Source organism: Geodermatophilus sp. CPCC 205761 (genome assembly GCF_051383655.1).
Lineage (GTDB): Bacteria > Actinomycetota > Actinomycetes > Mycobacteriales > Geodermatophilaceae > Geodermatophilus.
On record NZ_JALPKQ010000032.1, the window covers coordinates 1 to 14,023 of the forward strand.

A 14,023-nucleotide genomic window follows, 5' to 3' on the forward strand; every position below is an offset into this window, starting at 1 on the left:
CGCGCCGCGCGCTCCTGCCGCGCCTGGCGGCGCAGCGACTCCGCCCGCCCGGCGAGCGCGCGCGCCCGCTCCTCGGCGGTGCGGACGGCCAGGCGCGCCTCGGTCTCGGCCTGCCGGCCGGCCGCGGCCTCCAGCCGCAACCGGTCCCGCTCGGCGGGGTCCGGCTCGTCGGCGACCGGCGCGGCCTCGGCCTCGGCCCGCCGCTCCTCGAGCCCGGCCAGCGCCAGGTGTGCCTGCTCCAGCGCCTGCTCGGCGCGCACCCGCGCGGCGACGGACCGCTCGGCTTCGGCGGCGGCGGACCGGGCAGCGGCGCCGAGTTCGGCCAGCTGCGCGGCGACGGCGGACCGGCTGCGGTCGGCGGCCTGCCGGGCGGCCAGTGCGGCCTCCACGTCGGCCGACCGGGCGCGGGCGACCTCGCGGGCGGCGACCAGCCGGTCGGCCAGCTCGGCGGCACGGTCGACGGCCGCGGCCAGCTCCCGGTCGGCATCGTCGACCCGCGCGCGGACCTCCAGACCCGACGGTGCGTCCGCGGAACCGCCGACCGCCCAGTCCGCGCCGACCAGGTCACCGTCTCCGGTGACCGCCCGCACGCGCGGGTGCGTGCCGACCAGGGCGACGGCGGCGTCCAGGTCGGGCACGACGGCGACCCGGTCCAGCGCCCGGGCCAGCGCGGAGCGCAGCTGCTCGGGAGCCGTGACCAGGTCGAGGGCCCACCGCGCACCGTCGGGCAGCTCGGGCCACCCGTCGCGCGGCAGGGCCGGCAGGCCGGCGGTCACCAGCAGCCCGGCCCGCCCGCCGCCGCCGTCCCGCAGGCGGGCCAGCGCGGCGGCGGCCTCGGCCACACCGGAGACGACGACGGCGTCGGCCATCCCGCCGAGGGCGGCGGTGACCGCGAGCTCGGCCCCGGGCGTGACGCCGAGCTGCTCGGTCACCGGCCCGAGCACGCCGGGGAGGCCCGCGGCGAGGACCTCGGCGGCACCGTCGGCCGGTGTCAGGCCGAGGGCGAGGGCGTCGCGGCGGGCCTGCCAGGAGGCCCGGTCGCGCTCGGCGGCGCGCTCGGCGGCGGTCAGCTCGGTCACGTCCCGGGCCGCCTCGGCGTGCGCGGCCACGGCGTCCTGGTGCGCGGTGACCAGGGCGACGTCGGCGTCGGCGGCGCCGGCCACCTCGTCCCGCCGCGCGGCCAGCCGCTCGGCGGCTCCGTCGGCGCGGTCGGTGGCCTCGCCGGCGGCGAGCGTCAGCCGCTCGATCTCGGCCTCGCCGGCCGCCACCCGGGAGCGCGCGGCGGCGACCTGCCCGGAGAGCCGGGCCAGCCCCTCCCGGCGGTCGGCCAGGGCCCGTGCCGCGGCGACCCACGCCCGCTCGGCGTCGGCGAGGGCGGACTCGACCTCGGTGCGGGCGGCGACGGCGGTGGCCAGCCGCCCGCGCTCGGCCGCCAGACCGGCAGCGAGCTCGGCCTCGGTGGCGGCGATCCGCTCGGCCTCGGCCTCGAGCTGGTCGGGGTCGCGGCCCGCGGCGGCAGCGGGCGGAGCGGCCGACAGGTGCCGGTGCCGCTCGGCGGCCAGCTGCGCGATGCCGCGGAAGCGCTCGGTCAGCGCGGAGAGCCGGTACCAGGTCTCCTGCGCCGAGCCCAGCAGCGGCGCGTTGGCGGCCAGCTCCGCCTCCAGCCCGGACTCGCGCCGCGAGGCCTCGCCGAGCCGGTCCTCGACGACGGCGCGCCGGCGGCGGGCGGCGGCCTCGTCGGCGACCTCCTTGTCCAGGGCCTCGCGCAGCCGGACGAGGTCGTCGGCGAGCAGCCGCAGGCGGGCGTCGCGCAGGTCGGCCTGCACGCCCGCAGCCCGGCGGGCCACCTCCGCCTGGCGGCCCAGCGGCTTGAGCTGCCGGCGCAGCTCGACGGTCAGGTCCCCCAGCCGGTCGAGGTTGAGCTGCATCGCGTCGAGCTTGCGGAGCGCCTTCTCCTTGCGCTTGCGGTGCTTGAGGACGCCGGCGGCCTCCTCGACGAAGGCCCGCCGGTCCTCCGGCCGCCCGGAGAGGACCGCGTCGAGCTGCCCCTGGCCGACGATGACGTGCATCTCGCGGCCGATGCCGGAGTCGCTGAGCAGCTCCTGGACGTCGAGCAGCCGGACCTTGTCGCCGTTGATCTCGTACTCGCTCTCCCCGGAGCGGTACATGCGCCGGGTGATCGAGACCTCGGTGTACTCGATCGGCAGGGCGCCGTCGGCGTTGTCGATGGTGAGGGTGACCTCGGCCCGGCCGAGGGCGGGGCGGCCGGCAGTGCCGGCGAAGATCACGTCCTCCATCTTGCCGCCGCGGAGGCTCTTCGCGCCCTGCTCGCCGAGGACCCAGGCGATGGCGTCGACGACGTTGGACTTGCCCGAGCCGTTGGGCCCGACGACGGCGGTGATGCCCGGCTCGAGGCGGAGGGTCGTCGCGGACGCGAAGGACTTGAAGCCCTTCAGCGTCAGGCTCGACAGGTGCACGAGATCAAGACCCTAGCCCCGCAGGGCTCCGCCGCCCGCGACCTGCGGAGCGGGCGGGAAGGGTGGTGTCGTTGTGGCGGAGCCGTTCAGGCGAGCGCCGGCTCGGCGTTCTCGCCGGCCATGCTCAGCAACTCGTGGGCGATCGCCGCGTCGCGCTGCGCGCGCAGCTCCTGCAGTTCCTGCTCCAGCCGGCGCACCCTGGCCCGCAGCACGGCGTTCTCCTCGACTACTCGGAGCTCCGCGGGGGGGACGACGTGACCGAACAGGGCCTTGGCCATGGCTACTACGGCCTTTCGACTGCGTTGAGGGAACGACCTGCGCCCCGTTCGACGGTCGGCGCGGTCTGTGTGTTCCCAGGGTGACAGGCCCCGACACGCAGGTCAACGGCCACACTGCACACCACCCGTGTCGGGCGTGTGTCACCTTCGTCACGCCGTCGTGAAGCCGGTCCCACCCTGCCCCGCCTCGTCCCGCACGTCGACCCGCCGCACGGCACCCGGGGCCTCGGGGCCTCCCAGAGCGGCCAGGACAGCGGCCACGGCGGCGTCCGGGCCCTCGAGCACCACCTCGACCCGGCCGTCGGGGAGGTTGGTCGCCGAGCCGGCGAGCCCGGCGGCCTCCGCGTGCCCACGGACGAACCAGCGGTAGCCGACCCCCTGGACGGCGCCCGACACCAGCGCGACCACCCGGCGGCTCACGAGCGGCGGGCTCTCGGGCGCGGCTGGCAGCGCGGGCAGCTGTAGCTGGACCGGTTCATGAACGACTCGCGCACGATCGCCGTCCCGCAGCGGGGGCAGGGCCGGTCGGCCTGGCCGTACACGGCGAGGAACCGGGAGAAGTAGCCGCTCTGCCCGTTGACGTCGACGTAGAGCGAGTCGAAGGAGGTGCCGCCCTGCGCGAGGGCCTCCCCCAGCACGTCGCGGACGCCGTCGAGCAGGTCGCTGACCTGCCCGCGGGACAGCCGGTCGGTCGGCCGGTTGCCGTGCAGCCGGGCCCGCCACAGCGCCTCGTCGGCGTAGATGTTGCCGACGCCGCCGATGAGCGTCTGGTCGAGCAGCGCCCGCTTGACCTCGGTGTGCCGCCGGCGCAGGGCGGCACTGAACGCGTCGGCGTCGAAGGAGTCGTCGAGCGGGTCGATCGCGATGTGCGCCAGGCGCGGCGGCAGCCCGCCAGGGTCTCCACCCCCGACCGGGTCGCCGTCCTCCACGGCCAGGCCCCCGAAGGTGCGCTGGTCGACGAAGCGCAGCTCCCGGCCGCCGTCGGTGAAGGTGAACCGGGCGCGCAGGTGCGTCTCGTCCGGCGCCGACGGCTTCTCCACCAGCAGCTGGCCGCTCATCCCCAGGTGCGCCACGAGCGCCCGGCCCGACGCCGTGCCATCCGGTTCGGCGAGCGGCAGCCACAGGTACTTGCCCCGCCGGCGGGCCTCGGTGAGCGTGCGCCCGGTCAGGGTCTGCACGAAGTGGTCGGTGCCCTCGAGGTGCCGGCGCACGGCGCGCGGGTGGTGCACCTCGACGGCGGCGACGGTGCGACCGGCGACCCAGCGCTCGAGTCCGCGCCGGACCACCTCGACCTCGGGCAACTCGGGCACGGCCGGTCAGCTCCGGACGGCGGCGGGTTCCGCGGTCTCCGTCAGCGCCTGCCAGGCGGCCTCGGCGGCCTCCTGCTCGGCGGCCTTCTTGGTCCGCCCGGTGCCGCGGCCACGGACGGTGTCGGCCAGGACGACCGCGGCGGTGAAGGTCTTGGCGTGGTCGGGACCGTCGTCCTCGACCAGGTAGGTCGGCGCGCCCAGCCCCAGCGCGGCGCCGAGCTCCTGCAGGCTGGTCTTCCAGTCCAGACCGGCGCCGCGGGTGGCGGCCTGGTCCAGCAGCGGGTCGAACAGCCGGTGGACGACGCCGCCGGCGGCGTCCAGGCCCAGCCCGACGTGCACCGCGCCGATCAGCGCCTCCAGTGCGTCGGCGAGGATCGAGTCCTTCTCCCGCCCGCCGGTGGTCTCCTCACCGCGGCCGAGCAGCAGGTGCGGGCCCAGCCCGCCGGCGCCGAGACGGCGGGCCACCCCGGCCAGCGAGGTCATGTTGACCACGGAGGCCCGCAGCTTGGCCAGCCGGCCCTCCGGCAGCTCGGGGTGGCGGCGGTACAGCTCGTCGGTGACCACCAGGCCGAGCACCGAGTCGCCGAGGAACTCCAGGCGCTCGTTGGTGGGCAGCCCGCCGTTCTCGTAGGCGTAGGACCGGTGGGTCAGCGCCAACGCCAGCAGGCCGCCGGGCAGCTCCACGCCGAGGGCGTCGGAGAGCCAGGCGGCCGCGCGGATGGCGTGTGCCTCCCCCGCCGGGGAACGCCGGGGCGGCCCGCCCGGAGCGGGCTGGGTGCTGGCCGGCGACGTCCCCACGACGGTCTGCCCCTGCCGGATCAGACGGAGAGGACCTGGCGGCCGTCGTACTGACCGCAGCTCGGGCACGCCTGGTGCGGGGGCTTGAGCTCGCCGCAGGCGCGGTTCGGGCACGGCGAGAGGGTGGGCGCGGTCGCCTTCCACTGCGAGCGCCGGGAGCGGGTGTTGGCGCGGGACATCTTCCGCTTCGGGACGGCCACGGTCAGTTCTCCTCTGGGTTGTCCGTACCGGGGGTACCCGGTTCGGAAGCGAAACGGTCGGCCGGCGGGGCGCCGAAGCGCTCCGCCAGGCCGGCCCAGCGCGGGTCGAGCACCTCGTGGGTGTGGTCGGCCGGCAGGTCGTCGAGCCGCTGCCCGCAGTCTGCGCACAGCCCGGCGCAGTCCTCGTCGCAGGTGGGGGCCAGCGGCAGGCTCAGGACGACGAGGTCACGGACCATCGGCTCGAGGTCGATGTGGTCGGCCTCGACGGTGCGGACCTCGTCCTCCTCGCTGGTGGCCTCGGTGGTGCTGCCCGCGTAGGCGAACAGCTCCTGGACGTCGAGCTCGAGGGTGTCCTCGATCGGCTCCAGGCACCGCGCGCACGAGCCGGCGACGGGCACCTCGACCTCACCGGAGACGAGCACGCCCTCCATGACCGACTCCAGCCGCAGCCGCAGCCGGACGTCGGCGCCCGTGGGGACGCCGATCAGCTCCACCCGCCAGTCGCCCGGCGCCGGGAGAGTCCGCTGCAGCTCCAGCATCGAACCGGCCCGGCGGCCGAGCTCCCGCAGGTCGACCCGCCAGGGGTCGGCGGCGGGACGCCGGGCCTCGGGGGCCGCGGCGCCTCTGCGGGGCTGAGGTGCGGAAGGCATGTCGGTACTCGCGGTAGGCAACTGGGGAGGGCCGGCCGAGGTGCGGGACGTCCGCGGTCGGACCGGATGACCAGACTACCCGATGCCCGGACCGCGCCGTCCGGGCCGACCGGGTGGGCAACGCCACCCGGCAGGGGGTCCTTCTACTCGCGGAGCGTGGAGCGGGCCTTCTCCACCGACCGCAGCATCCGCTCCAGCGTGGTCCCGAAGTCGGCCAGCCGGCTGTCGACGTACTCGTCGACCTCGGCGCGCATCCGGTTGACGTCGGCGATCGTCTGGGCGCCGAGCTCGTCGGCCCGGGTGACCGCGCCCTGGTAGACCTCGGTCTCGCTGATCATCCGCTCGTGCTCGGCCTGGGCGGCGGCGAGGATCTCGGCGTGCTGGGCGTGGCCGTCGGCGATCAGCGCCTCACGGTGCTGGCGGGCCTCCTCGAGGATGCGCTCGGCCTCCTCCTCGGCCTGCGCGAGCAGCTCCTCGGCCTCGGCCTGTGCCCGGGCGAGCAGGTCGTCACGCTGCCGGCGGGCGGTGCCGAGGATCTCCTCGCGCTGCCGCCGCGCCGCCCCGACCACCTGCTCGCTCTCGCTGCGGGTGCGACCGGTCAGCCGCTCGGCCTCGGCCTGCGCCTGCTGGAGGATCTCGGTGCGCTGCTCGACGATCGCCCCGGCCTTGTGCACGTCCTCGGGGAGGTTCTCCCGCAGGTCGTCGAGCAGGTCCAGGAGGACGTCGCGGGGCACCATGCAGGAGCCGCCGGACATCGGCACGTTGCGGGCGTTCTCGATGACCGTGCTCAGCTCGTCGACGGTCTCGTAGAGCCGGTAGACCACCTCTGTCATGACCCCTGCTCCCGGTGCGCGACCAGCCGGTCGTGGACGGCCTTGGGCACGAGGCTGGACACGTCCCCGCCGAAGGTGGCGATCTGCTTGACCAGGCTCGAGGAGAGGTGCCCGACCTGCGGGGCGGTGGGCACGAACAGCGTCTCGATGCCCGCCAGCTCTCGGTTCATCTGCGCCATCTGCAGCTCGTACTCGAAGTCGCTGACCGCGCGCAGTCCCTTGACGATCACCGGGATGCCGCGGGCCCGGCAGTAGTCGACGAGCAGCCCCTGGAAGCTGTCGATCGTGACGTTGGGCAGGCCGGCGACCGCGTCGCGGAGCAGCTCCATGCGCTCCTCGACGGTGAACAGCCCGGCCTTGCCGGGGTTGACCAGCACCGCCACGACGAGCTCGTCGTACAGGGCCGCCGCCCGGTTGATGACGTCGACGTGCCCGTTCGTGACCGGGTCGAACGAACCGGGGCAGACCGCGCGCCTCACGGAGAGCGACCGTACCGGAGCACGGCCTCGCCGTAGCGGCGATCGCGCAGTCCACGCAGGGGTGTCGGCCACTCCCAGGGCTCCTCGCGGCTGGAGCGCTCGACGACGACCACGGCCTCCTCGGCCAGCCAGCCGCCCGTGGCCAGCGAATCGAGGACGCCGAGGACCTCGGCGACCGGCGTGGCGTACGGCGGGTCGGCCAGCACCAGGTCGAACCGGGCCGGGGGCCGTCCGGCGACGACGGTCGGGACCGACCCGGCCACCACCCGCCCGCCGGGGAGCCCGACGGCCGCGAGGTTGGCCTTGAGCACCGGCAGCACGCGCGGGCCGGACTCGACGAAGACGACGGTCTGGGCACCGCGGCTGAGCGCCTCCAGGCCGAGCGCGCCGGAGCCGGCGTAGAGGTCGAGGACGGTGGCGCCCTCGAGGTCCAGCAGCGTGCCGAGGCTGTTGAACAGGCCCTCGCGGGCGCGGTCGCCGGTCGGCCGGACGCCGGAGGACGGGACCGCGATCCGCCGTCCGCCGGCGACTCCGGAGATGAGTCGCGTCATGCCTTCTCGAGGTACTCGGCGCGCTCGTCGGTGGCCAGCGCGGCGACCTCCATCGCCAGCCCGGGGAAGTCGGCCAGGCCGCGGTCGCCGGCCAGGAGGTCGGTGGCCTCGGTCCGGGCCTCGGCGATGAGCTCCTCGTCCTCGAGCAGCGAGAGCATCCGGACGCCGGAGCGGCGGCCGGACTGGGCGGCGCCGAGCACGTCGCCCTCGCGGCGGGTCTCGAGGTCCAGGCGGGCCAGCTCGAAGCCGTCGGAGGTGGCGGCGACCGCGGCCAGCCGCTGCCCGGTGGCCGAGCTCGTGGCCGCCTCGCTCACCAGCAGGCACAGCCCCTGGTGCTTGCCGCGGGCGACCCGGCCGCGGAGCTGGTGCAGCTGGCTGACGCCGAAGCGGTCGGCGTCCATGACGACCATCACCGTGGCGTTGGGCACGTCGACGCCCACCTCGACGACCGTGGTGGCGACGAGGACGTCGACCTCGCCGGCGGCGAAGCCCCGCATCCGGGCCTCCTTGTCCTCCGGCGTCATCCGGCCGTGCAGGACCTCCAGGCGGAGTCCGGCCAGCGGCCCCTCCCGCAGCGCCTCGGCGACGTCGAGCACGGCCAGCGGCGGGCGGCGGTCCTCCGACTCGGCCGCGGGGGCGCCGTCGCCGTCGTCGGGCTCCTCCTCGGCGCCGGCGTCCTCGCCGATGCGCGGGCACACGACGTAGGCCTGCCGCCCGGCGGCGACCTCCTCGCGCAGCCGCTCCCACGCCCGGTCCAGCCAGTTCGGCTTCTCCCGCACCGGGACCACCGAGCTGGCCACTCCCCCGCGGCCGCTGGGCAGCTGGCGCAGGGTGGAGGTCTCCAGGTCGCCGTAGACGGTCATCGCCACGGTGCGCGGGATCGGGGTGGCGGTCATGACCAGCACGTGCGGCGGCCGGTTGCCCTTGGCCCGCAGCGCGTCGCGCTGCTCGACGCCGAAGCGGTGCTGCTCGTCGACGACGACCAGGCCGAGGTCGGCGAACTCCACGGTCTCCTGCAGCAGCGCGTGGGTGCCGACGACGATGCCGGCGTGCCCCTCGGCGACCTCGGCGAGGGCCGCGCGGCGGGCGGCGGCCTTGAGCGAGCCGGTGAGCAGGGTGACCCGGGTGCCGGCCGGGTCGCCGTCGAGCTCGCCGGCCCGGCCGAGCGGGCCCAGCAGCGCGCGGATGCCCCGGGCGTGCTGCGCGGCGAGCACCTCCGTGGGCGCGAGCAGCGCGGCCTGGCCGCCGGCGTCGACGACCTGGGCCATGGCGCGCAGCGCGACGACGGTCTTGCCCGAGCCGACCTCGCCCTGCAGCAGCCGGTGCATCGGCTGCTCGCGGGCCAGCTCGGCGGCCAGCTCCTCCCCCACCTCGCGCTGGCCCTCGGTGAGCGCGAAGGGCAGCGCGGCGTCGACCGCGTCGAGCAGCCCGCCGGGCCGCCGGGGCCGCGCGATGCCGGGCTCCAGGGCGGCGGCCTTCCGGCGGCCGGCGAGGGTGAGCTGGAGGGTGATCGCCTCGTCCCACTTGAGCCGGTGGGAGGCGCGCTCGACGTCGTCCATCGTGGTGGGGCGGTGGATGTCGAGCAGCGCCGCGGGCAGGCTCAGCAGGCCGTGCCGGGCGCGGATCTCCTCGGGCAGGGGGTCGTCGACCAGGTCGGCGAGGTTGCCCGAGTGGTTGAGCAGCAGCTTGACCGAGCGCTGGATGACCCAGCTGGAGACGTCCCTGGTCGCCGGGTAGAGCGGGATGAGGGCGCGGGCCCAGTCCTCGTCGTCGTCCCCGGTCATCAGGTGGCAGTCGGGGTGCGCGAACTGCTTGGACTTCCGGTACTCGCCGACGGTGCCGGCGAACAGCCCCCAGGCGCCCTCGCGCAGGCCGGCGTGCTTGCGGTTGAAGAACACCAGCTGCATGGAGTTGGCGCCGTCGCCGACCGTGACCTCGGTGAGCGAGCCGGGCCGGTTGCGCATCTTCCGCGTCGACACCTTGCGCACCTGGGCGAGCACGGTGACCCGGTCGCCGACCTGGAGGTCCTCGAGCTTGGTCATCTCGCCGCGGCGGGCGTACTTGCGGGGGTAGTGCCGCAGCAGGTCGCGCACGGTGTGCAGGGCGAGCTGCTCGGCCATGACCTTGGCCGTCTTCGCGCCGAGGACGCGGTCCAGCCGGGTCGACATGTCGACCGCCATCACTCGACCCCCACCTGGAGCGGGATGTCGCGCGGGCCGTCGTCGTAGCGGGTGACCTCGACGGTCGGGTGCACCGACGACAGGTGCGCGCAGACCGCGTCACCGAGGACGGTGTCGGGGCCGACGACCAGCGTGACCAGCTCACCACCGGCCGACAGCATCCGGTCGAGCAGGTCGCAGGAGACCGCCGCGGGGTCGCCGCCGATGACCACGACGTCCCCCTCGGCCGAGCCCAGGACGTCGCCGGGCTGGCAGCGCCCGGCGCTGGTCAGCGCCTCCTGGGCCGCCCGGGTCACCTCGGCCCAGCGGGTGGCCGCGGCGGCCTCGGCCATCGTGATGACGTCGTCGTGGAACCGGCGGGTGGGATCGGCGACGGCGAGCGCGGCCAGCCCCTGCACCGGCGACCGGGTGGGGACGACGGCGACGTCGCGCTCCTCCTCCCGGGCCCGCTCGGCGGCGCGCGCCGCGGTCGCCGTCAGGTCGGGGTCGTTGGGGAGGACGACGACGTCCGCGGCGCCTGACCCGATGATCTCGGCCAGGACGTCGTCCTCTGTGACGCCGTCCGGACCGGCGGTCACCACGCGCGCACCCTCCCCGGCGAACAGCTCCGCGAGCCCGTCGCCGGGGACGATCGCCACGACGGCCCGCTCCCCGGCGACCGGCGCCGGCGGCCGGACGGGGGCCAGCGGGCTGACCGAGATCCGGTACGGCCGCCCCGCCTCGATGCCCGCCTCGATGGCGGCCCCGACGTCGGAGGTGTGCACGTGCACGTTCCACTCCCGGCCGGCGGGCGTGTCCACACCGACGACGACCAGGCTGTCGCCCAGCGCGGCGAGCCGGTCGTGCAGGCGGGCCACGGCCGCGTCGTCGCTGCCGGCCAGCAGGTACTGCACCTCGCTGCCCGGCCCGGCGGGCGGCTGGTGCGGCAGGTCGTGCGCGTGCTCGTGCGGCCGGGCGGGACGGCGGGTCAGCGGCGGACGGGCCGGCTCGATCCCGGTCACCGTGGTGACCAGCGCGTCCAGGAGCAGGCACAGGCCGGCGCCCCCGGCGTCGACCACACCGGCGTCCCGGAGCACCGCCAACTGCCCGGGCGTGGCCTCGAGGGCCTCCCGGGCGCCGTCGGCCGCGGCCCGCACCACGTCGGCGAGCTCGATGCGGTCGGCCGCGACCGCGGCCATCGCGGCCTCCCCGCCGGCGCGGGCCACGGTGAGGAAGGTCCCCTCCTCGGGGTCGGCGACCGCGGCGTACGCGGTGTCCGCGGCCTTCTGCAGCGCGGCCGCGAAGGACGCGCCGTCGGCGGGCGGGGCGTCGGCCAGCTGGTCGGCCAGGCCGCGCAGCAGCTGGGCGAGGATCGTGCCGGAGTTGCCGCGCGCGCCGAGCACCGCACCGCGGGCGATGACCTGCCACGCCGGCTCGGCGCTCCCCCCGGCCGCCTCCAGCGCCGCCAGCGCCGCCTCGGCGGTGTGCAGCAGGTTCGTGCCGGTGTCGCCGTCGGGTACCGGGAAGACGTTCAGGTCGTCGAGCCGGCTGCGGGACCCGGACAGGGCCGAGACCGCGGCGCGGCACCATCGACCGACCGCGGCGTCGTCCAGCGCCGGCAGCACGGGCGGAGGGTACCCAGCCGCGGCGACACGACCGGGGCAACGACGGGCGGGGACGGTCTTGTCGCCGCCGATCCGCGGCCGCTGCGACGCCGTCCGCCGGGAGCGGTTAGACTGTCGGACGGTCTGTATGCGGTCGTGTCTGCGCACCGCCTTGTGAACGATTCTCTGGGAGTGATCCACCGTGGCTGCCGTGTGCGATGTCTGTGGCAAGGGGCCCGGTTTCGGTATGTCGGTGTCGCACTCGCACCGCCGCACGCCGCGCCGTTGGAACCCGAACATCCAGTCCGTGCGGGCGCTGGTCGCCCCCGGCAACCGTCGCCGGATCAACGCCTGCACCTCGTGCATCCGCGCCGGCAAGGTCGTCCGCGCCTGACAGGGACTCCGCCGCACTCCTGCGGCCTCCTCCCTGCTCCTGCGGTCGTGCAGCACCGCAGGAGCAGGCGGGACACCGCGGGAGCGGCGCGGACCTAGCGCCCGATGCCGCGCGCCCGGGCCGCGTCGACGACGAGGTCGACCACGGTGTCCAGCCCGAACGCGGTGCTGTCCACCACCAGGTGGTAGAGGCGGGACGCGGCGGGGTCGCACCGGTAGAAGTGCCGCACGTAGCCCTCCCGGGCGGCGTCGTTGGCCTCCAGGTCGCGCCTGACCTCCTCCCGCGAGCGGCCGGTGCGCGCCACCGCCGCCTCGAGCCGGCGTTCCCGCGAACCGTCGAGGCGGACGTGCAACGCGTCCGGGCGGTCCCCCACCACGAGCGCGGCCGCCCGCCCGAGCACGACCCCTCCCGGCCCGTCGGCGATCTCGCGGACGATGCGCTCCGTCTGCTGGCGGAACGCCCGCTCGTCGGGCTGCGGGGTCATCGGCACGACGCCGCCGACCGGGTCGGGCATCGTGCCCAGCGAGGCGACGATCCGCCACAGCCCGCGGGCCACCCGCTCGTCGTTGGCCTCGGCCTCGGCCACCGGGACGCCCAGCCGGCCGGCCACCTGCGCGGGGATGGCGCGGTCGTGGAAGTCCAGCCCCAGCCGCTCGGCGACCGCGGGGCCCACGTCCGCTCCCCCGGCGCCGTACGACGCCGAGATCGTCACGATGCCCATGCCCGCTCCTCGCTCCCTGCCGCCGGCAGGAGGTCCTTCCCCAGGAAGACCGCCCCGGGCGCCTCGGCGTACACGCCGTACCCGGGCACCGGTGTGTAGCCCAGCGCGGCGTAGAGGGCCAGTGCCTCGGGCTGCCGGCTGCCGGTGTTCAGCACGACCGCCCGGTGTCCCGCCGCAGCCGCGCTGCCCTCGAGCGCGGCCATGATCAGCTGCGCGAGGCCCATGCGGCGGGCGGCCGGCTCGACGTAGACCCGCTTGACCTCCACGACTCCGGGCTCGTGCACCCGCCACGCCCCGCACCCGGCCGGTGTCCCGCCGGCCTCGGCGACCAGGAACAGGCCGGCGGGTGCGGCGAACTCGGCCGGGTCGACGACGGCCTCGTCGGGGCCGCCGTAGCGCGCCACGTACTCCTGCTGCACGCGGGCGACCAGCGCCCGCGCCACGGGGTCGTCGTAGGGCACCGCCCGCAGGACGACGGTCCGCCCGTCGGGCAGCCGGTGCTCAGCGGAAGTGGACATGCCCGGTCCCCTCCGCTCCGACGGCCGCGGCGACCGCGTCCGCCGGCTCGCCGCCGACCAGCACGCCCGGGCTGTCGCCGGCCGCGCGCACCGCCCCGATCGCCGCCCAGCCCGCCGGCAGGGCGGCGCCGGCCGGGAACGTGGCGAGCAGCGCGTGGTCCTCGCCGCCGGTGAGCACCCAGGCCAGCGGGTCCGCGCCCAGGGCCGCGGCGACCTGCTGCATCGGCCCCGGCGACTCCAGCGTGGCCCGCACCAGCGCGGCGCGGTCGAGGTCGACGAGCACGCCGCTGTCCGCGGCGATGTGCCCGGCGTCGGCGAGCAGGCCGTCGCTGACGTCGCACATCGCCGTCGCTCCCGCGTCGGCCGCGGCGGGCCCGGCCGCGTAGGGCGGCGCCGGGCGGCGGTGGGCCGCCACCGCCGCGGCCGGGCTGCTGAAGCCGCGGCGCAGCACCGCCAGCCCGCAGGCCGACCAGCCCAGCCGGCCGGCGAGCGCGACGACGTCTCCCGGGCGCGCGCCGGAGCGCAGCACGGGCGCCCGCCCGGCGAGGTCGCCCAGCGCCGTCACGGACAGGACGACGGCGCCGCTGTCGGGCGCGGCGGACACGGTGTCCCCGCCGATGACCGCGGCGCCCAGCGGAGCGCACTCCGCCGCCAGGCCCGCGGCGACCCCCTCCAGCCAGGCGGTGGAGGTGTCCGGCGGGCAGGCGAGCCCGACCAGCAGCGCGGTGGCCACGCCGCCCATCGCGGCGACGTCGGCGAGGTTGGCCGCCGCCGCCTTGTGGCCGACGTCCTCCGCCGACGACCAGTCGCGGCGGAAGTGCCGGCCCTCCACGAGCACGTCGGTGGTCGCCACCACCCGGCCGTCGGGCACGCGCAGCACGGCGGCGTCGTCCCCGGGCCCGACGTCGGAGAGCCGCGCGCTGCCGGCCCGGGCGAGCACCCGGGCGATGACGCCGAACTCCCCGACGACCCGCACGCTGTCGGCGGGGTCGCCCCGGGGCACGAGGGGTCGGGGACGAGTCACCGGTCACCCCGCAGGGCTGGGGTAGGT

Annotated in this window: 16 protein-coding genes; 1 reads left to right on the forward strand and 15 read right to left on the reverse strand. The window is 76.6% G+C overall.

The genetic code is table 11. The features are described from left to right. From smc to MY526_RS18250, 12 genes are all read right to left on the reverse strand, one after another. Nucleotides 1-2,477, reverse strand: a 2,477-nt coding sequence (smc, locus tag MY526_RS18195; RefSeq protein ID WP_436704753.1) for a chromosome segregation protein SMC, incomplete at its 3' end; no start/stop codon positions are given. An 86-nt stretch (nt 2,478-2,563) separates the two neighbouring features. Continuing rightward, on the reverse strand, nt 2,564-2,755 hold the full coding sequence (locus MY526_RS18200) for a hypothetical protein (RefSeq protein ID WP_436691766.1): 192 nt from the start codon (nt 2,753-2,755) through the stop codon (nt 2,564-2,566). Between the two features lie 150 nt (nt 2,756-2,905). Next, nucleotides 2,906-3,175: an acylphosphatase gene (locus tag MY526_RS18205; protein WP_436704754.1), complete on the reverse strand. Its 270-nt coding sequence runs from the start codon at nt 3,173-3,175 to the stop codon at nt 2,906-2,908. Then, entirely contained in the window at nt 3,172-4,065 is an 894-nt protein-coding gene (gene mutM / locus MY526_RS18210) for a bifunctional DNA-formamidopyrimidine glycosylase/DNA-(apurinic or apyrimidinic site) lyase (protein WP_436691764.1), read from the reverse strand. The genes MY526_RS18205 and mutM overlap by 4 nt, the downstream gene beginning before the upstream one ends. A gap of 6 nt (nt 4,066-4,071) precedes the next feature. Continuing rightward, a complete protein-coding gene (gene rnc / locus MY526_RS18215; protein ID WP_436691763.1) occupies nt 4,072-4,863 on the reverse strand; it encodes a ribonuclease III in 792 nt (263 codons plus the stop codon). Nucleotides 4,864-4,883: 20 nt separating this feature from the next. Beyond that, on the reverse strand, nt 4,884-5,063 hold the full coding sequence (gene rpmF / locus MY526_RS18220; protein WP_436691762.1) for a 50S ribosomal protein L32: 180 nt from the start codon (nt 5,061-5,063) through the stop codon (nt 4,884-4,886). A 2-nt stretch (nt 5,064-5,065) separates the two neighbouring features. Further along, the gene (locus MY526_RS18225) at nt 5,066-5,713 is read right to left on the reverse strand and encodes a YceD family protein (protein ID WP_436704755.1); all 648 of its coding nucleotides are present in this window, start codon (nt 5,711-5,713) and stop codon (nt 5,066-5,068) included. A 143-nt stretch (nt 5,714-5,856) separates the two neighbouring features. Beyond that, a complete protein-coding gene (locus MY526_RS18230) occupies nt 5,857-6,546 on the reverse strand; it encodes a hypothetical protein (RefSeq protein WP_436691760.1) in 690 nt (229 codons plus the stop codon). Next, a complete protein-coding gene (coaD, locus tag MY526_RS18235) occupies nt 6,543-7,025 on the reverse strand; it encodes a pantetheine-phosphate adenylyltransferase (RefSeq protein WP_436691759.1) in 483 nt (160 codons plus the stop codon). Before coaD ends, MY526_RS18230 begins: the two co-directional genes overlap by 4 nt. Beyond that, nucleotides 7,022-7,576, reverse strand: coding sequence for a 16S rRNA (guanine(966)-N(2))-methyltransferase RsmD (gene rsmD, locus MY526_RS18240; RefSeq protein ID WP_436691758.1), 555 nt, complete (start codon nt 7,574-7,576; stop codon nt 7,022-7,024). Before rsmD ends, coaD begins: the two co-directional genes overlap by 4 nt. Continuing rightward, the gene (gene recG, locus MY526_RS18245) at nt 7,573-9,756 is read right to left on the reverse strand and encodes an ATP-dependent DNA helicase RecG (RefSeq protein ID WP_436704756.1); all 2,184 of its coding nucleotides are present in this window, start codon (nt 9,754-9,756) and stop codon (nt 7,573-7,575) included. The genes rsmD and recG overlap by 4 nt, the downstream gene beginning before the upstream one ends. After that, entirely contained in the window at nt 9,756-11,360 is a 1,605-nt protein-coding gene (locus MY526_RS18250) for a DAK2 domain-containing protein (RefSeq protein ID WP_436704757.1), read from the reverse strand. Before MY526_RS18250 ends, recG begins: the two co-directional genes overlap by 1 nt. A 190-nt stretch (nt 11,361-11,550) precedes the next feature. Here MY526_RS18250 and rpmB point away from each other — a divergent pair, with 190 nt between their 5' ends. Then, nucleotides 11,551-11,733: a 50S ribosomal protein L28 gene (rpmB, locus tag MY526_RS18255; protein ID WP_425283681.1), complete on the forward strand. Its 183-nt coding sequence runs from the start codon at nt 11,551-11,553 to the stop codon at nt 11,731-11,733. A gap of 94 nt (nt 11,734-11,827) precedes the next feature. Here rpmB and MY526_RS18260 read toward each other — a convergent pair whose 3' ends face one another. From MY526_RS18260 to MY526_RS18270, 3 genes are read right to left on the reverse strand one after another with little or no spacing between them, the layout of a single operon-like run. Further along, entirely contained in the window at nt 11,828-12,454 is a 627-nt protein-coding gene (locus MY526_RS18260) for an AAA family ATPase (RefSeq protein ID WP_436704758.1), read from the reverse strand. Continuing rightward, the gene (locus MY526_RS18265; RefSeq protein ID WP_436691754.1) at nt 12,442-12,972 is read right to left on the reverse strand and encodes a GNAT family N-acetyltransferase; all 531 of its coding nucleotides are present in this window, start codon (nt 12,970-12,972) and stop codon (nt 12,442-12,444) included. Before MY526_RS18265 ends, MY526_RS18260 begins: the two co-directional genes overlap by 13 nt. Next, nucleotides 12,956-13,996: a thiamine-phosphate kinase gene (locus MY526_RS18270; protein ID WP_436704759.1), complete on the reverse strand. Its 1,041-nt coding sequence runs from the start codon at nt 13,994-13,996 to the stop codon at nt 12,956-12,958. Before MY526_RS18270 ends, MY526_RS18265 begins: the two co-directional genes overlap by 17 nt. Nucleotides 13,997-14,023 lie beyond the last annotated feature (27 nt).